Origin of the sequence: Citrobacter sp. RHBSTW-00881 (genome assembly GCF_013728515.1) — a bacterium.
GTDB classification, from domain to species: Bacteria; Pseudomonadota; Gammaproteobacteria; order Enterobacterales; family Enterobacteriaceae; genus Citrobacter; species Citrobacter braakii.
The window spans coordinates 2,264,536-2,281,201 of sequence record NZ_CP056269.1; the positions used below are offsets into that span (position 1 = coordinate 2,264,536).

17 protein-coding genes are annotated in these 16,666 nt (G+C 53.4%); 10 read left to right on the top strand and 7 right to left on the bottom strand.

Annotation, left to right across the window (positions count from 1 at the left end; all coding sequences use genetic code 11):
• The first annotated feature begins 15 nt into the window (after positions 1–15).
• A complete protein-coding gene (locus HV311_RS10800) occupies positions 16–1,479 on the top strand; it encodes a pyridoxal phosphate-dependent decarboxylase family protein (protein WP_191221081.1) in 1,464 nt (487 codons plus the stop codon).
• 97 nt (positions 1,480–1,576) lie between these two features.
• Here the strand turns inward: HV311_RS10800 and dauA are convergent, their stop codons facing one another.
• From dauA to lolB, 4 genes are all read right to left on the bottom strand, one after another.
• Entirely contained in the window at positions 1,577–3,232 is a 1,656-nt protein-coding gene (gene dauA, locus HV311_RS10805) for a C4-dicarboxylic acid transporter DauA (RefSeq protein WP_016153297.1), read from the bottom strand.
• 151 nt (positions 3,233–3,383) lie between these two features.
• On the bottom strand, positions 3,384–4,331 hold the full coding sequence (prs, locus tag HV311_RS10810) for a ribose-phosphate diphosphokinase (RefSeq protein WP_191221082.1): 948 nt from the start codon (positions 4,329–4,331) through the stop codon (positions 3,384–3,386).
• 217 nt (positions 4,332–4,548) lie between these two features.
• Complete coding sequence (gene ispE / locus HV311_RS10815) at positions 4,549–5,400, bottom strand: 4-(cytidine 5'-diphospho)-2-C-methyl-D-erythritol kinase (RefSeq protein ID WP_101700524.1); 852 nt, start codon at positions 5,398–5,400, stop codon at positions 4,549–4,551.
• On the bottom strand, positions 5,397–6,020 hold the full coding sequence (lolB, locus tag HV311_RS10820; protein WP_191221083.1) for a lipoprotein insertase outer membrane protein LolB: 624 nt from the start codon (positions 6,018–6,020) through the stop codon (positions 5,397–5,399). The genes ispE and lolB overlap by 4 nt, the downstream gene beginning before the upstream one ends.
• 211 nt (positions 6,021–6,231) lie before the next feature.
• Between lolB and hemA the strand changes: the two genes are divergently transcribed.
• The 6 genes from hemA to kdsA are packed head-to-tail and all read left to right on the top strand — an operon-like array spanning position 6,232 to position 11,536.
• Entirely contained in the window at positions 6,232–7,488 is a 1,257-nt protein-coding gene (hemA, locus tag HV311_RS10825; RefSeq protein ID WP_016153294.1) for a glutamyl-tRNA reductase, read from the top strand.
• A 41-nt stretch (positions 7,489–7,529) separates the two neighbouring features.
• Entirely contained in the window at positions 7,530–8,612 is a 1,083-nt protein-coding gene (gene prfA, locus HV311_RS10830) for a peptide chain release factor 1 (RefSeq protein WP_016153293.1), read from the top strand.
• A complete protein-coding gene (gene prmC, locus HV311_RS10835; protein WP_191221084.1) occupies positions 8,612–9,445 on the top strand; it encodes a peptide chain release factor N(5)-glutamine methyltransferase in 834 nt (277 codons plus the stop codon). The genes prfA and prmC overlap by 1 nt, the downstream gene beginning before the upstream one ends.
• Complete coding sequence (gene sirB2 / locus HV311_RS10840) at positions 9,442–9,834, top strand: invasion regulator SirB2 (RefSeq protein ID WP_016153291.1); 393 nt, start codon at positions 9,442–9,444, stop codon at positions 9,832–9,834. Before prmC ends, sirB2 begins: the two co-directional genes overlap by 4 nt.
• A 2-nt stretch (positions 9,835–9,836) precedes the next feature.
• On the top strand, positions 9,837–10,646 hold the full coding sequence (sirB1, locus tag HV311_RS10845; RefSeq protein WP_181627348.1) for an invasion regulator SirB1: 810 nt from the start codon (positions 9,837–9,839) through the stop codon (positions 10,644–10,646).
• A 35-nt stretch (positions 10,647–10,681) separates the two neighbouring features.
• Positions 10,682–11,536: a 3-deoxy-8-phosphooctulonate synthase gene (kdsA, locus tag HV311_RS10850; RefSeq protein ID WP_016156739.1), complete on the top strand. Its 855-nt coding sequence runs from the start codon at positions 10,682–10,684 to the stop codon at positions 11,534–11,536.
• A gap of 152 nt (positions 11,537–11,688) precedes the next feature.
• On the opposite strand, the gene chaA is transcribed toward kdsA, so the two are convergent.
• Positions 11,689–12,789, bottom strand: coding sequence for a sodium-potassium/proton antiporter ChaA (gene chaA, locus HV311_RS10855; protein ID WP_016153289.1), 1,101 nt, complete (start codon positions 12,787–12,789; stop codon positions 11,689–11,691).
• Positions 12,790–13,064: 275 nt separating this feature from the next.
• On the opposite strand from chaA, the gene chaB reads away from it, so the two are divergent.
• On the top strand, positions 13,065–13,295 hold the full coding sequence (gene chaB, locus HV311_RS10860) for a putative cation transport regulator ChaB (protein ID WP_016153288.1): 231 nt from the start codon (positions 13,065–13,067) through the stop codon (positions 13,293–13,295).
• 196 nt (positions 13,296–13,491) lie between these two features.
• The gene (locus HV311_RS10865) at positions 13,492–14,187 is read left to right on the top strand and encodes a gamma-glutamylcyclotransferase (RefSeq protein WP_191221085.1); all 696 of its coding nucleotides are present in this window, start codon (positions 13,492–13,494) and stop codon (positions 14,185–14,187) included.
• Positions 14,188–14,241: 54 nt separating this feature from the next.
• Here HV311_RS10865 and HV311_RS10870 read toward each other — a convergent pair whose 3' ends face one another.
• Both HV311_RS10870 and HV311_RS10875 read right to left on the bottom strand, forming a co-directional pair.
• Positions 14,242–14,487: a DUF1883 domain-containing protein gene (locus HV311_RS10870; protein ID WP_191221086.1), complete on the bottom strand. Its 246-nt coding sequence runs from the start codon at positions 14,485–14,487 to the stop codon at positions 14,242–14,244.
• A 262-nt stretch (positions 14,488–14,749) separates the two neighbouring features.
• A complete protein-coding gene (locus HV311_RS10875; protein WP_191221087.1) occupies positions 14,750–15,103 on the bottom strand; it encodes a DsrE/DsrF/TusD sulfur relay family protein in 354 nt (117 codons plus the stop codon).
• 175 nt (positions 15,104–15,278) lie between these two features.
• On the opposite strand from HV311_RS10875, the gene HV311_RS10880 reads away from it, so the two are divergent.
• Complete coding sequence (locus HV311_RS10880) at positions 15,279–16,664, top strand: YchO/YchP family invasin (protein WP_191221088.1); 1,386 nt, start codon at positions 15,279–15,281, stop codon at positions 16,662–16,664.
• Positions 16,665–16,666 lie beyond the last annotated feature (2 nt).

Sequence of the window (16,666 nt, forward strand, 5' to 3'; positions counted from 1 at the left end):
ACGGAGTTGGATCGAATGTCAGACGTAAATCCGATTCTGTCCGGCTCGGCACAAAGCATCGCTGCCTACCAGGACGCTATCGAGCAGAGTACGCAAGCGGTCGTTGAATGGTTGAAGCAACCTGAGATGTATCAGGGCAAAACCGTTGAACAACTGCGCGAACGTATCAACCTGAATTTTACGTCTCAGGGCCTGGGCAACCAGGCCGCTATTGAGCGTGCGGTTGAATACTTTCTGAAAGACAGCTTGTTGGTTCACCATGCGCAGTGCGTGGCGCACCTGCACTGCCCGAGCCTGGTGATTAGCCAGGCGGCAGAAGTGCTGATCAACGCCACCAACCAGAGTATGGACTCCTGGGATCAGAGCCCGTCGGCGACCATCATTGAGATCAAACTGATCGAATGGTTGCGTGAGCAGGTGGGCTATGCGGCAGGCGACGCGGGGGTGTTCACCAGCGGCGGCACCCAGAGCAACCTGATGGGCCTGATGCTGGCTCGCGACGCCTTTTTTGCCCTCCAGGGGCATTCCATTCAGCAGAATGGTCTGACCGGCGACCTGAGCAAAATCAAAGTATTTTGCTCTGAAAGCGCGCACTTCTCTGTGCAGAAGAACATGGCGCTGATGGGGTTGGGTTACCGTTCCGTCACCCAGGTGAAGACCGATGCGTTCTCACGCATGGATCTGGCTGACCTGAAAGACAAGCTGGCCCAGGCGAAAGCCAACGGCGAACAGGTGATGGCGATTGTCGCCACTGCTGGTACTACCGATGCGGGTGCAATCGACCCGTTAGCGGACATTGCGGCGCTGGCGGCAGAACACCAGATCTGGATGCATGTGGATGCGGCATGGGGCGGGGCGTTACTGCTTTCTGAGCAGTATCGTCACTTCCTGAACGGCCTTGAACTGGCGGATTCCGTGACGCTGGACTTCCACAAACAGTTCTTCCAGACCATCAGCTGCGGCGCGTTCCTGCTGAAAGACGCGCGTCATTACGAGCTGATGCGTTACCAGGCGGCGTACCTGAACTCTGATTTTGATGAAGAGGCGGGCGTACCGAATCTGGTGTCGAAATCGCTGCAGACCACGCGCCGTTTTGACGCGCTGAAGCTCTGGATGGGGCTCGAAGCGCTGGGCAAAAAGCAGTATGCCGAAATCATTGATAACGGCGTAACGCTGGCGCGTGATGTGGCTGCGTTTGTGAAAACTCAGCCGCATCTGGAACTGGTGATGGAGCCGCAGCTGGCAAGCGTGCTGTTCCGTTTCCGTCCGCACAGTGAGGACATGGCGTTCGTTGCGCTGTTGAACCAGCGTATTGGCGACGTTCTGCTGGCTTCTGGTAGCGCCAATGTGGGCGTGACCGAAGCAGATGGCGTAACCTGCCTGAAGCTGACGCTGCTGAACCCAACGGTGTGTCTGGAGGATGTCAAAGTCCTGCTGGCAAGCGTGAAAGCGACAGCTGAGCAACTGCTAAACGCGTAAGCAATAAGCTGATTATAAAAATGGCTCCCACACACGGGAGCCATTTTTTTGCCTGTCATTTGTAGTCCGGCAGCGCTTCGCCTGGCTGGGCTACACGTCAGCTGATATCTGCCAGCGCGGCGTCTTTATTCGGGAAGAACGTCAGGCGTCCGGCAATCGGCTGAATGCCCGCGCGCGCCATGGTACGTAACGGCTGGAATTCCAGATTACTGATCCGCAGTTCGCACCCTTCCGGGAGGCGTTTTACAAAACGCTGGAAAGCGTCCAGACCACCGGCATCCAGTACCGGGACCGCGTCCCACTTCAAGACTACAATACGTTTACCTGCAATACGCGATTCGAGATCGGTAAATAATCCCTCCGCAGCGGCAAAGAAAAGTGGGCCAATAACGCGCAGCACCAGCACATCGTCAGGTACGTCTACGTTGACCGGCGCCAGACGCGTCATGCGCGCGATACGACGCATAAACAGCAGGGAGGCGAGAACGATACCGACGCTGATGGCGATCACCATGTCGAATAGCACCGTCAGCGACATACACATAAGCATGACAATGATGTCGTCTTTTGGCGCATGACGCAGCAGATCCACCACTTTATGCGCTTCACTCATGTTCCATGCCACCATCAGCAGCAGGGCGGCCATGGCGGAAAGCGGTAACCAGGAAAGCAGCGGCGCAAGCACCAGCAGGGCAAGGATCACCAGAATCGCGTGGATGACCGCTGAAATTGGTGAGGTCGCCCCGGCGCGGACGTTTGCCGCAGAACGGGCAATTGCCGCCGTGGCGGTGATACCACCGAAGAACGGTGCCACGATGTTACCCAGGCCCTGGCCAATCAGCTCACTGTTGGCTTTATGCTTGGTGCCGGTCATCCCATCGAGCACGACGGCGCACAGTAGAGATTCAATCGCCCCGAGCATCGCCATGGAGAAGGCGGCCGGTAACAGCGCCTGTAACGAACTCCAGCTCAGGGTAAAGTTTGACTCCGGCATGTCCCACGGTAATACCAGTTGCGGCAGCAACTGCGGGATACCGTTACCCTGCGAGCCATCAGCCAGAATGTAGTGGAACTGAGAACCGATGGTGGCGACATGGCCGCCGGTCAGGTTCACAATCCCCATTACCGCACAGCCTGCCAGCAGCGCAGGAAGGTGGCCCGGCAGTCGGATCCCCAGACGCGGCCAGAAAATCAGGATCCCCAGCGTCACCACGCCAATTGCGGCATCGCCAACGTTGAGGGTTGGCAGGGCCATAAACAGCGCGCCGACCTTTTGCAGGTAGTGCTCCGGGACATGGGCCATTTGCAGACCGAGAAAATCTTTAATCTGCATGGTACCGATGGTGATACCAATACCCGATGTAAAACCTAACGTAACGGATACCGGGATATATTCGATCAGGCGACCAAAACGGGCGAGGCCGAAAAGGATCAGGAATATCCCGGACATTAGCGTTGCGACCAGCAGGCCTGCCAGCCCAAACTGTTGCGACACCGGATACAGAATCACCACGAAGGCGGCAGTTGGTCCAGATACGCTAAAACGTGAACCCCCGGTAAGGGCGATAACAATCCCAGCCACGGCTGAGGTATACAAGCCGTACTGCGGCGCCACGCCACTGCCTATTGCCAGGGCCATCGCCAGCGGAATGGCAATGATCCCAACGGTTATCCCGGCGATCAGGTCGCGGGTAAAGCGAGAAGCGGTATATTTTTCTTTCCAACAAGCGTCGATGAGGGCGCGGAAAGGCATCACATGTGAGGAAAATAATCTGTTCACAATAATGTTTCATCCATGAGCGCATCATCTGTCAACTAAATGGCAGGTGAAGGAGGCATAAGTCATACAAATAGATGTTGCAGATAAAAAAACCCGCCGCAGCGGGTTTTTGAGCCGGGCTCGATTAATGCTCGAACATAGCAGAGATGGATTCTTCGTTGCTGATACGACGAATCGCTTCGGCCAGCATACCCGACAGGGTCAATGTACGCACGTTTGGCAGTGCTTTGATTTCGTCAGTCAGTGGAATAGTGTCACAGACAACGACTTCATCAATCACTGAATTGCGCAGGTTGTTTGTCGCATTACCTGAGAAGATCGGGTGGGTAGCGTAAGCAAATACGCGTTTTGCACCACGTTCTTTCAGTGCTTCTGCTGCTTTACACAGCGTACCGCCGGTATCGATCATATCATCAACCAGCACGCAGTCACGACCTGCAACGTCACCAATAATGTGCATCACCTGAGAAACGTTCGCGCGCGGGCGTCGTTTGTCGATGATAGCCATGTCGGTATCGTTCAGCAGTTTAGCGATAGCGCGGGCACGCACGACGCCACCGATGTCCGGAGAAACCACAATCGGGTTGTCCAGATTCAGCTGCAGCATGTCTTCTAACAGGATCGGGCTACCGAATACGTTATCAACCGGTACGTCAAAGAAGCCCTGGATCTGTTCAGCATGCAGGTCAACGGTGAGGACGCGGTCAACGCCAACGCTGGACAGGAAATCAGCGACGACTTTAGCAGTAATCGGTACACGAGCGGAACGTACGCGACGATCCTGACGTGCATAGCCGAAGTAAGGAATAACGGCGGTGATACGGCCTGCGGAAGCACGGCGCAGCGCATCAACCATAACGACCAATTCCATCAGGTTGTCGTTAGTAGGGGCACAAGTGGACTGGATGATGAAAATATCACCACCGCGTACATTTTCATTAATTTGTACGCTGACTTCGCCGTCGCTAAAGCGACCTACAGCGGCGTCGCCGAGTGAAGTGTACAGGCGGTTGGCAATACGTTGTGCTAGTTCCGGGGTGGCGTTACCAGCAAAAAGCTTCATATCAGGCACGAGAAGAACCTCAGGCATGCGTCCATTGGTGGAAAGAATCTGCCGAAAACTGTGCGGGCCAGGCAGTATCCTCTCCATGCGGTGTATTAAAGAGCGCGATGCAACGTCTGGAACAGGGTGACGTTGTCACCGCAACTCAGCTTGCCCGGCTTACTCGTCATCTTTCACGTTTCATGTGTGCTGGCATATTTCGCCATCTTCCTGAAACCCGAATGATTTAGAGTAACGCTCTGTGCAATGGGGAGAGGTTGACACCTTTCGCCACAAAGCCTTTGAGCCATTCCGGGGCTTGCTCAAGCACCTGGCGAGCACGAGACTCAGTGTCAAATTCAGCAAAGACACAAGCCCCTGTACCAGTCAGGCGCGACGGCGCGTATTCTAACAGCCAGGAAAGCGCCGCATCAACCTCGCGAAAACGTTTTCTTGCGATAACCTCGCAATCATTGCTGAATTCACATTTTAGTAACGTTTTTATTGACCTTTTTGGCGTGTTGCGCGGGAGGTCGGGATCTTTAAAAATCACCGGCGTCGGAATACTGACTCCCGGGTGGGCGACCAGATACCATTTTTCCGCTGGCTCGACCGGGGTCAGAATTTCACCTACGCCTTCAGCAAAGGCCGCATGGCCGCGCACGAATACGGGAACGTCCGCCCCCAGCGTTAAGCCGAGTCCTGCCAGTTCATCAACCGAAAGTCCGCACTGCCAAAGGTGATTCAGCGCCACCAGGACGGTAGCTGCATTAGACGAACCTCCGCCAAGACCGCCGCCCATCGGCAGGCGTTTTTCGATACTGATGTCGGCGCCGCTCCCTTTGGGAAGGCGATCGCTTTCAGACGCCGCCTTCATCAGCAAGCGCGCCGCACGGACAATGAGATTGTCTTCATGTGCAACGCCTTCCACCGGCGTTAACAGGCGGATTTCGCCGTCGCCACGCAGCGCAATACCTATCGTGTCGCCATAATCAAGAAACTGGAATAGCGTCTGCAAGGTGTGATAACCGTCCGCACGCTGCCCGGTGATGTATAAAAACAGATTCAGTTTTGCCGGAGAGGGCCAGTGGGTCATCATTTCACAATCCAGTTATCCATTTTCAGCTTAATACGCTGATCGCCGTCGGACAGTTCCATGTTTGCCGGCATCGCAGGCTTAATTTTGCTGTCGTAGGCGCTATAGACCACTTTCCAGTTTTTACCGTCTTTGCTGTAGTTCACTTCACTCAGACGATACTGGTCGTCGAGTTTGTAATCGCTGGCGTCTCCCGGCAGGCCAAGGATCCACTGGCGCAGGCTGTTCAATGGAATAGGCATGCCGGTCAGCTTACCAATCATCTCTTCGGCGTCGTCAGCGGTGTAGTGCTTGCCTTTGTTATCGACAAGTTCGACGTTGCCCGGCTTGGCATTGAGTTCCAGTTCAGTGCTGCCCAGGGGATTGGTCAGCAGGAGACGATAGCGATCCTGTCCGGTTTGTTGCCAGAAAAAGCGGGCATAGACTTTCTGTTGATCGGAAATATACGCAAACGCACCGCGCGTCTGATATTGGTTCAGGGCGCGTACTTCCTGCTGGTGCTGGCGCCACTGTGGAGAGTCAGGGCTTTTGCCGGGACCTTTCGGCGCGTTGAGCGTACAGGCGGTAAGAGCCAGGGCCGCGAGCGGCAGCAGGCGAATCAGGCGAAAATCAGGCAGGGTCATAATGATGACAAATCCTTGAGATACGTTGCAGTTATAACTCTTAATGCTAGCGCCGCCATCATACATCGTCTACGTTCAAGTTATCTTAAATCGCTCAAATTTGTGCACTAAGCTATTACTCCAAAAGGGGGCAGTCTCTTTTATTGACCGCACGCATCCTGTATGATGCACCCAGTCTAACCTTATCAACGCTGGTACTATTCCCGCACACATGACCCTTTTAGCGCTTGGTATTAACCATAAAACGGCACCTGTATCGCTGCGAGAACGCGTAACGTTTTCGCCGGATACGCTCGATCAGGCGCTGGACAGCCTGCTTGCGCAGCCAATGGTGCAGGGCGGGGTGGTGCTGTCGACGTGTAACCGTACGGAACTGTATCTCAGCGTTGAAGAGCAGGATAACCTGCAAGAAGCGCTGGTTCGCTGGCTGTGCGATTACCATAATCTTAATGAAGAAGACTTGCGCAATAGCCTGTACTGGCACCAGGACAACGACGCCGTCAGTCATTTGATGCGTGTTGCCAGCGGTCTGGATTCGCTGGTGCTTGGTGAACCGCAGATTCTGGGGCAGGTGAAAAAAGCTTTTGCGGATTCGCAAAAAGGTCACCTGAACGCCAGTGCGCTGGAACGCATGTTCCAGAAATCATTCTCTGTCGCTAAACGTGTACGTACAGAAACAGACATCGGTGCCAGCGCCGTGTCCGTGGCTTTTGCCGCCTGTACGCTGGCGCGGCAGATATTTGAATCGCTCTCCACGGTGACCGTGCTGTTAGTGGGCGCAGGCGAAACCATTGAGCTGGTGGCGCGACACCTGCGTGAGCATCAAGTGAAGAAGATGATCATTGCCAACCGTACCCGCGAGCGGGCGCAAGTGCTGGCGGATGAAGTCGGCGCCGAAGTGATTTCGCTGAGTGATATCGACGCGCGTTTACAGGATGCCGATATTATTATCAGTTCTACCGCTAGCCCGCTGCCAATTATCGGCAAAGGAATGGTGGAGCGCGCGCTTAAAAATCGCCGTAATCAACCTATGCTGCTGGTGGATATCGCCGTACCGCGCGATGTCGAGCCGGAAGTGGGTAAGTTGTCCAACGCCTATCTGTACAGCGTTGACGACCTGCAAAGCATCATTTCGCATAACCTGGCCCAGCGCAAAGCGGCGGCCGTGGAAGCCGAAACCATTGTGGCGCAGGAAACCAGCGAATTTATGGCCTGGCTACGCGCTCAGGGCGCAAGTGAAACTATCCGCGAGTATCGCAGTCAGTCAGAACAGATCCGTGATGAACTGACTGCCAAAGCGTTGGCCGCTCTTCAACAGGGTGGTGATGCGCAAGCCATTATGCAGGATCTGGCCTGGAAACTGACCAACCGCTTGATCCATGCACCAACCAAATCACTTCAACAGGCCGCCCGTGACGGGGATAGTGAACGCCTGAATATTCTGCGCGACAGCCTCGGGCTGGAGTAGCAGCACACCAATCTTATTTTTTACAGGGTGCATTTACGCCTATGAAGCCTTCTATCGTTGCCAAACTGGAAGCCCTGCATGAACGCCATGAAGAAGTTCAGGCGCTGCTCGGGGATGCGGGTACTATCGCAGACCAGGAACGCTTTCGTGCACTGTCGCGCGAATATGCGCAATTAAGCGATGTATCTCGCTGTTTTACGGACTGGCAACAGGTTCAGGAAGATATCGAGACGGCTCAGATGATGCTCGACGATCCTGAAATGCGTGAAATGGCGCAGGATGAACTGCGTGAAGCAAAAGATAAATGCGAACAGCTGGAGCAACATCTGCAGGTTCTGCTGTTGCCTAAAGATCCTGATGACGAACGTAACGCCTTCCTCGAAGTGCGTGCGGGAACCGGTGGTGATGAGGCCGCGCTGTTTGCCGGCGATCTGTTCCGCATGTACAGCCGTTACGCTGAATCGCGTCGCTGGCGGGTAGAGATCATGAGCGCCAGCGAAGGCGAACATGGTGGGTTTAAAGAAGTCATTGCCAAAATTAGCGGCGAAGGCGTGTACGGTCGACTGAAATTTGAGTCCGGTGGGCATCGCGTGCAGCGCGTACCTGCGACGGAGTCACAGGGCCGTATTCACACCTCGGCCTGTACGGTCGCGGTCATGCCGGAACTGCCGGATGCCGAACTGCCGGACATCAACCCGGCCGATCTGCGTATTGATACCTTCCGCTCATCAGGCGCAGGGGGGCAGCACGTTAACACCACCGACTCCGCAATCCGTATTACCCACTTGCCGACCGGTATCGTAGTGGAATGCCAGGACGAACGTTCGCAGCATAAAAACAAAGCGAAAGCGATGTCGGTGCTGGGGGCGCGAATTCGTGCCGCCGAAGTGGCAAGACGTCAACAGGCAGAAGCCTCTGAGCGTCGCAATCTGTTGGGCAGTGGCGATCGCAGCGATCGCAACCGTACCTATAACTTCCCGCAGGGTCGCGTGACCGATCACCGCATTAACCTGACGCTCTACCGTCTGGATGAAGCGATGGAAGGCAAACTGGATATGCTCATTGAGCCAATTGTCCAGGAATACCAGGCCGACCAACTGGCGGCGTTGTCCGAGCAGGATTAATGGATTATCAGCACTGGCTGCGTGAAGCGATAAGCCAATTACAGGCAAGTGAAAGCCCGCGCCGTGACGCCGAGATTTTGCTCGAGTTTGTTACCAGTAAGGGGCGCACCTTTATTTTGGCTTTCGGTGAAACGGTATTAACCGAGGCGCAGCGTCAACAGCTCGACACATTACTGGAGCGCCGTCAGCGGGGTGAGCCGGTGGCGCATTTAACCGGCGTGCGGGAGTTCTGGTCGCTGCCGCTGTTTGTGTCTCCGGCTACGCTTATCCCTCGTCCGGATACTGAATGTCTGGTGGAACAGGCGCTGGCTCGCTTGCCGGCCTCAGCGTGCCGCATTCTCGATTTGGGAACCGGCACGGGCGCCATTGCGCTGGCACTGGCAACCGAGCGTCCGGATTGCGCGGTAACGGCGGTTGACCGCATGCCGGATGCCGTTGCGCTGGCCACTCGCAACAAACAGCATTTGGGCATCGACAATGTTTGCGTGCTGCAAAGCAACTGGTTCAGCGCTTTGCAGGGACAGCAGTTTGACATGATTGTCAGTAATCCGCCGTATATCGACGAACAGGATCCGCACCTGGCACAAGGCGATGTACGCTTTGAACCTCTGTCGGCACTGGTGGCGGGCGATCGGGGACTGGCGGATATCGTGCATATCATTGACCAGTCTCAGCGCGTCTTAACGCCCGGCGGCTATCTGTTGCTGGAACATGGCTGGCAGCAGGGGCAGGCCGTCCGGGACGTCTTTACTCGTGCGGGTTACCAGGCGGTTGAAACCTGCCGTGATTATGGCGGCAATGAGCGAATTACGCTTGGACGCATCCCATCATGAGTACCTTCAGTGTGTTACTCAACATTCATCTCATCAGTATTGCGCTTTCCGTTGGCTTGCTGACGCTGCGTTTTTGGTGGCGTTACACCGACTCGCGTCTTGCCTGCGCACGCTGGACGCGCATTGTGCCACCGGTTGTGGATACCGTTTTATTACTCAGCGGCGTGGCGCTAATGGTTAAAGCGCACATCCTGCCATTCACTGAGCACGGGACATGGCTGACTGAAAAGCTGTTTGGGGTTATCATTTACATCGTTTTGGGTTTTATTGCGCTCGATTATCGTCGGGCGCGCAGTCAGCAGGCGCGATTAGTCGCATTTCCGCTGGCGCTGGTGGTGCTGTACATCATCATTAAACTCGCCACCACAAAAATACCGTTACTGGGGTAAGCATGAGGTCGTTAGCTGATTTCGAATTTAATAAAGCGCCATTGTGTGATGGGATGATCCTGGCGTCGGAGTCTATCCGTCTGGATTTTCCAACACAATCTGTCTACGACGAACTGGAACGTCTGGTCAGTCTGGCGCAAGAAGAAATTAGCCAGCTCCTGTCTCAGGATGAGCAACTGGAAAAACTGCTGGCACTTTTTTACGGCGAATGGGGATTTACGGATACCCACGGCGTCTATCGTCTTTCTGATGCACTCTGGCTTGACCAGGTACTGAAAAATCGGCAGGGCAGCGCCGTGTCTCTGGGGGCGATCTTATTGTGGATTGCCAACAGACTGGAGCTGCCGCTGGTACCGGTGATTTTCCCGACGCAACTGATCCTTCGTATTGAGTCTCTCGATGGTGAAATGTGGCTAATCAATCCATTCAATGGCGAAACGTTAAATGAGCACACGCTGGAAGTGTGGTTGAAGGGGAATATCAGCCCGGTTGCGGAGCTGTTTAACGAAGACCTGGATGAAGCGGATAACGCGGAAGTGATCCGCAAACTGCTCGACACGCTGAAATCATCACTGATGGAAGAGCGGCAAATGGAGCTGGCGCTGCGTGCCAGTGAAGCACTATTGCAGTTTAATCCTGAAGATCCGTATGAAATTCGCGATCGTGGTTTAATATACGCGCAACTCGAGTGCGAACATGTTGCGCTGACAGATTTAAGTTATTTCGTAGAACAGTGTCCGGAAGACCCGATCAGCGAAATGATTCGTGCGCAAATTAATACTATTTCGCACAAACAAATTGTATTGCATTGATTAATCACACTTTACCTACCGTTTAAGGCGATCCTATGAAACAAAAAGTGGTTAGCATTGGCGACATCAACGTGGCAAATGACCTGCCGTTCGTGCTGTTTGGCGGAATGAACGTGCTGGAATCCCGCGATCTGGCGATGCGCATTTGTGAGCACTACGTAACCGTTACTCAAAAGCTGGGTATCCCTTACGTGTTTAAAGCCTCCTTTGATAAAGCCAACCGTTCTTCCATCCACTCTTACCGTGGACCGGGCCTTGAAGAAGGGATGAAAATCTTCCAGGAACTGAAACAGACTTTTGGCGTAAAAGTGATCACCGACGTTCACGAAGCCAGCCAGGCACAGCCTGTTGCTGATGTGGTGGATGTGATTCAGCTTCCGGCATTCCTTGCTCGTCAGACCGATCTGGTGGAAGCGATGGCGAAAACCGGTGCCGTAATCAACGTGAAGAAACCGCAGTTCATCAGCCCGGCTCAGATGGGCAACATCGTGGATAAATTCCATGAAGGCGGCAACGATAAGGTTATTCTGTGCGACCGTGGTGCGAACTTTGGTTATGACAACCTGGTTGTGGACATGCTGGGCTTCAGCGTGATGAAGAAAGTCTCCGGCAACTCACCGGTGATTTTTGACGTTACCCATGCGCTGCAGTGCCGCGATCCATTTGGCGCAGCAAGCGGCGGTCGTCGTGCGCAGGTTACCGAACTGGCGCGTGCCGGTATGGCGGTTGGTCTGGCAGGTCTGTTTATTGAAGCGCATCCGGATCCAGCCAATGCGAAATGCGATGGCCCATCCGCGCTGCCGCTGGCGAAGCTGGAACAGTTCCTGACGCAGATTAAAGCGATTGATGACCTGGTGAAAAGCTTCGACGAGCTGGATACCGAGAACTAAGTGAGTGTGACAGGCCGGAGTTTCCCTCCGGCCTGCTGTTTGAAAAGGGTGTAAAGGTCGCCGTCAGGCACCAGACGCGCCATCAATTGTGTTATATCGGCAGAAAAGAAAACGGCCCTGAAGAGGACCGTGGGGTACGTCTAAAATAATACTCAGGCAAATATTGTCATCAGATAGGCGATAAACAGTGCCAGATGCGCTGCACCGTTAAGCACATTGGTGCGTCCGGTGGAGAAAGAGATCTGACACAGAACCAGTGATGAAACCATCACAATCATCTCTGGCGCACCCAGTGCAAACATCAAATCATTCCCGGTTGCCCATGCAATCAGCGTCACCACCGGTACGGTCAGCGAAATTGTGGCTAATACCGAACCGAAGAATAAATTCATTGCCCGCTGTACCTGATTGCTCAGAACCGCTTTCAGTGCGCCCAGTCCTTCAGGCGAGAGGATCAGTAACGCGACCAGGAAACCCGTAAATGCGACTGGCGCATTCAGTTCAGTCAGCAAGGTCTCAAGCGGGCTGGCGTTCATCTTGGTCACGGCGATAACAGCGATCAGATGAATGATAAGCCAGGCGGCGTGCCACAGATTGCTGTGCGCTGACGGCTTACCGTGATGCGGGTCATCGTCGTCACCCTCGTCTTCATGCTCGTAAATGAACAGACTTTGGTGCGTTTTAGTTTGAATCAGCAAAAATACGCCGTACATCGCCGCAGAAATTAACGCCACCAACAGCGCCTGCGCGGTAGTGAAATTTGCCCCCGGCAACGCCATCGGGAATACCAGTACAATAATGGCCAGTGGGAACAGGGCGATTAAATACTGCTTAATACCAAATAGGTTCATATACTGAGTGGCAAATTTACGGCCACCTAACAGTAATGAAAAACCGACCAGACCCCCGGTTACGATCATAATGATTGAATACAGCGTATCGCGCATGAGCGTAGGTGCGGCATCGCCGGTTGCCATTAATGCGGAGATTAAGCTGACTTCAAGAATAACAACGGACAAACTGAGGATCAGCGACCCGTAGGGTTCGCCAAGTCGATGCGCTAATACGTCCGCATGACGGACAACGCTGAATGCGCTGCTTAATATACCAATAAGGGCCAGCGCATTAATACCGATGACCACTGGTAGTGACTGACTGCTCCCCCAGAAGAACAGTACTACCAGCGCCAAAATCGGGAAGACGAGAGAGGTCTCCTTGTGGCGGGTTTTTACCGCCTCATGTGCTTGTGTCATTGCATTAATTCTCCATCTCTGCAGGTATTTATAATTATAAAAAGTATTAAAGAATGTAAAAAATAACAGAAAACGTGGTTTTGTAGGTGACATTTTACGAAATTTTACTACATCACCTGTTTTCCCTCTCAAAGCGGCCAAAAACCAATTTCTTGTTTATAGACTGTTTAATTAACAGAAGGTTAGGTAAAGAAAATTTCTAAAAATGTCCATTATTGGCGTCTCGCCGCATTGTTAACCACACTTAAGGTTTAGCCTAAAAAGAGGAGTTCACAATGCCCTATAAATCTAAAAGCGATCTGCCTGACAGCGTGCAGCACGTTCTGCCAGCCCATGCTCAGGACATTTATAAAGAAGCTTTCAACAGCGCCTGGGAACAGTATAAAGACAAATCTGACCGACGTGACGATGCCACCCGAGAAGAGACTGCACATAAGGTGGCGTGGGCCGCGGTTAAAAATGATTACCAAAAAGGTGATGATGGTAAATGGCATAAAAAGACGTAACAGTATCAATTATAATGCCTTTATAAACTCGCTTGCATCAGGCGTTAGCGAATCGTGCTACGCCGCGCGGTTACTGGCTTGCAAGCGAGCGGTGAATTGCCTATTGTCCAGCTATTGGTTTCAAAATGAGCAGTAAAAAAGCCCGGAAGGCGTCAAAAAAGTTGTCGCAGGGAAGCAGCAGTGGCGGAGGTGTAAGGTGTTAACGCGTGATTTTTTATTGAATGCCGACTGTAAGACGGCATTTGGTGCTATTGAAGAATCACTACTCTGGTCAGCGGAACAACGTGCAGCCTCACTGGCCGCCACGCTCGCTTGTCGACCAGATGATGGACCGGTGTGGATCTTCGGTTATGGATCGTTGATGTGGAACCCGGCCTTAGAGTTTGAAGAGTCCTGTACCGGGACATTAGTCGGCTGGCACCGTGCATTTTGTCTGCGCCTGACGGCGGGGCGAGGAACGGCGTGTCAGCCAGGCCGCATGCTGGCCCTGAAAGAGGGCGGACGTACCACCGGTGTGGCCTACCGCTTGCCGGACGCGTCGCTGGAACAAGAGCTTTCTCTGTTGTGGAAGCGAGAAATGATCACCGGATGCTATCTGCCGACCTGGTGCCAGCTGGCGCTTGATGACGGCCGTACGGTGAACGCGCTGGTGTTTATTATGGATCCGCGCCATCCGCTGTTTGAGTCAGACACGCGCGCGCAGGTGATCGCGCCGCTTATCGCCGCGGCCAGCGGACCTTTAGGCACCAATGCCCAGTATCTGTTCTCGCTGGAACAAGAGCTGGTCAAGCTGGGGATGCAGGATGATTGTCTTAATGATCTGGTGATCACGGTCAAACGATTGTTGGGAGAGAACCTGCCAGAAGGCGTTATACGGCCAGGGTTTGCCTGAACCCGGCGTGGAATTGTATGCCCGAAAGCCAGGCGCTTTTCGGGCATGTCACGCTTAGGCTGCAATATAACTTATCGAATGCTCAAGCGACTGACTGTGGCTGTCGATCAGCACGTTCCAGACGCCGGTATAGGGCACGGTCAACCATGCGTTATCACGATCCTGCACGCTTAAGATGTCGGACTGCGTGTCTTTGACGTGATTTTTTTCGCTCATCAGATGGATGTGACAGCGCTCGGAACAGCGCACTACCACCGTATCGCCACCAAATAACTTTAAACTTGTCTTCACTAATGCCATTTTTCACCCCGTTCTTGAAAACAACGTACTTTCTGTCGAAAGTGCTGCGTGATGTTGTTCACATTTCACTCATTGCATAACACCAAAGGGGGAGCAACAGGATGCTGATTTTGATCAAAAAATGGCATAACGATTAAACAAAAGTGACAAAACACCTCAAAAGGGTTGAACGGGCGTGCTAACGTTCAACGAAACCGCGCCCATCAAATATTAAATCCGGAAATTATCGACACTTTCAGTGCGCTTGCCTGAAAACGGTATATCAGAAGGTCAACACTTTATCTGCAGCCAGCGTCCATTGAGCCAGTTCTACCAGCGTGCCGACGGCCACTCCGTCAATTAACGGCAGCGCCGTGATCCCACGACCATCGGTGCAGGTTTTGCATAGTTTTACCGGAACATTTTGCGCTGTCAGGATCTCCAGCATTTGCTGAATATTGTAGCCCTCCGCGGGTTTCTGACCACGTAATCCTGCAGTTACGGCATCAGACATTAAAAACAGACGCAGGTCGAGAGCGGCTTCCTGTTCGCGCAGGGCGATAGCCAGACGCAGGCTGTTAAATAACGATTCGCTTCCATAAGCCGCTCCGTTCGCGACGATCACTAGCTTTTGCATTTTTACTCCTGTTACTGCATGTGAGCGTTAATAACCGACACGTATGTTACACCTATTTCTCAATGCCAGGATAATGCCGAAAAAAGGGGGAGGGGCTGAAAATCAACGCTGAAAACGTTATGGTTTAAGATAAGTATGCCACTGTGGCTAATTGATGTAAGAAACCACTAACGATTTGAGCCGTATTATCTGTTCTTCTCTTGCTGTATTCGCACTCTTGCCGCTGGCAGGCGGTACTGCTAACGCGCAGTCGTCCTTTTTGCACCAGGCTGAAAACCCTTTCGATAACAATAGTGATGGCTTGCCCGATCTTGGTATGGCCCCGGAGTCGCGGGCAGGCGAAAAGCATTTTGCCGAAATGGTCAAAGCGTTTGGTGAAGCCAGCATGACTGATAACGGGCTTGATACCGGTGAACAGGCGAAGCAGTTCGCGTTTGGCCAGGTGCGTGATACGGTCAGCGAACAGGTGAATCAGCAACTGGAATCCTGGCTTTCTCCCTGGGGAAACGCCAGCATCGGGTTGCAAGTTGATAACGAAGGCAGTTTTACCGGGAGTCGGGGAAGCTGGTTTGTGCCGTGGCAGGACAACCAACGTTATCTTACCTGGAGCCAGCTAGGAGTGACGCAACAGGACGACGGCTTAGTCAGTAATGCGGGGATTGGGCAACGTTGGGTACGCGACGGTTGGTTACTGGGTTACAACACCTTTTATGACAACTTACTGGATGAAAATCTGCCCCGGGGAGGCCTCGGCGCGGAGGCATGGGGCGAATATTTGCGCTTATCCGCTAACTATTATCAACCGTTGTCTTCCTGGCAGGATCGTTTTGCAACCCAGCAACAACGGATGGCCCGCGGCTACGATCTGACCGCGCAAATGCGGATGCCGTTCTATCAACACCTCAATACCAGCGTCAGCGTGGAACAGTATTTTGGCGACCGGGTGGATCTATTTCATTCGGGAACCGGGTATCACAATCCGGTGGCGGTGAACCTCGGGCTGAGCTATACACCGGTGCCGCTGATCACGGTGACAGCGCAGCATAAGCAGGGTGAAAGCGGCATTAGCCAGAATAACCTCGGCTTAACGCTTAGTTACCGTTTTGGCGTGCCGTTAAAAAAACAGTTGATGGTCAGTGAGGTGGCGAACAGCCGTTCACTGCGCGGCAGTCGTTATGACGATCCGCAGCGTAACAATTTGCCGACGCTGGAGTATCGCCAGCGTAAAACGCTGTCGGTATTTTTGGCCACGCCGCCCTGGGATCTCAAACCGGGAGAGACGGTGGCGCTGAAGCTGCAGGTGCGTAGTTTGCATGGGATCCGCCACCTGACGTGGCAGGGCGATACTCAGGCGTTGAGCTTAACGGCTGGCAGCAATAACCGAAGCGCGCAGGGCTGGACGATTATTATGCCGAAGTGGGGCAGCAGAGAAGGTGCGACGAACCGCTGGCGGTTGTCTGTGGTGGTAGAAGATGAGCAGGGCCAGCGTGTCTCTTCCAATGAGATCACGCTATCACTGACCGAACCGTTTACTACCGTTTCGGAAAATGATCCTCGTTAACA

Excerpts from the sequence above, each read along its gene's own strand:
- HV311_RS10800 (WP_191221081.1), top strand. The coding sequence starts at position 16 with ATGTCAGACGTAAATCCGATTCTGTCCGGCTCGGCACAAAGCATCGCT.
- dauA (WP_016153297.1), bottom strand. The coding sequence starts at position 3,232 with ATGCCTTTCCGCGCCCTCATCGACGCTTGTTGGAAAGAAAAATATACC.
- ispE (WP_101700524.1), bottom strand. The coding sequence starts at position 5,400 with ATGATGACCCACTGGCCCTCTCCGGCAAAACTGAATCTGTTTTTATAC.
- lolB (WP_191221083.1), bottom strand. The coding sequence starts at position 6,020 with ATGACCCTGCCTGATTTTCGCCTGATTCGCCTGCTGCCGCTCGCGGCC.
- hemA (WP_016153294.1), top strand. The coding sequence starts at position 6,232 with ATGACCCTTTTAGCGCTTGGTATTAACCATAAAACGGCACCTGTATCG.
- prfA (WP_016153293.1), top strand. The coding sequence starts at position 7,530 with ATGAAGCCTTCTATCGTTGCCAAACTGGAAGCCCTGCATGAACGCCAT.
- prmC (WP_191221084.1), top strand. The coding sequence starts at position 8,612 with ATGGATTATCAGCACTGGCTGCGTGAAGCGATAAGCCAATTACAGGCA.
- sirB2 (WP_016153291.1), top strand. The coding sequence starts at position 9,442 with ATGAGTACCTTCAGTGTGTTACTCAACATTCATCTCATCAGTATTGCG.
- sirB1 (WP_181627348.1), top strand. The coding sequence starts at position 9,837 with ATGAGGTCGTTAGCTGATTTCGAATTTAATAAAGCGCCATTGTGTGAT.
- kdsA (WP_016156739.1), top strand. The coding sequence starts at position 10,682 with ATGAAACAAAAAGTGGTTAGCATTGGCGACATCAACGTGGCAAATGAC.
- chaA (WP_016153289.1), bottom strand. The coding sequence starts at position 12,789 with ATGACACAAGCACATGAGGCGGTAAAAACCCGCCACAAGGAGACCTCT.
- chaB (WP_016153288.1), top strand. The coding sequence starts at position 13,065 with ATGCCCTATAAATCTAAAAGCGATCTGCCTGACAGCGTGCAGCACGTT.
- HV311_RS10870 (WP_191221086.1), bottom strand. The coding sequence starts at position 14,487 with ATGGCATTAGTGAAGACAAGTTTAAAGTTATTTGGTGGCGATACGGTG.
- HV311_RS10875 (WP_191221087.1), bottom strand. The coding sequence starts at position 15,103 with ATGCAAAAGCTAGTGATCGTCGCGAACGGAGCGGCTTATGGAAGCGAA.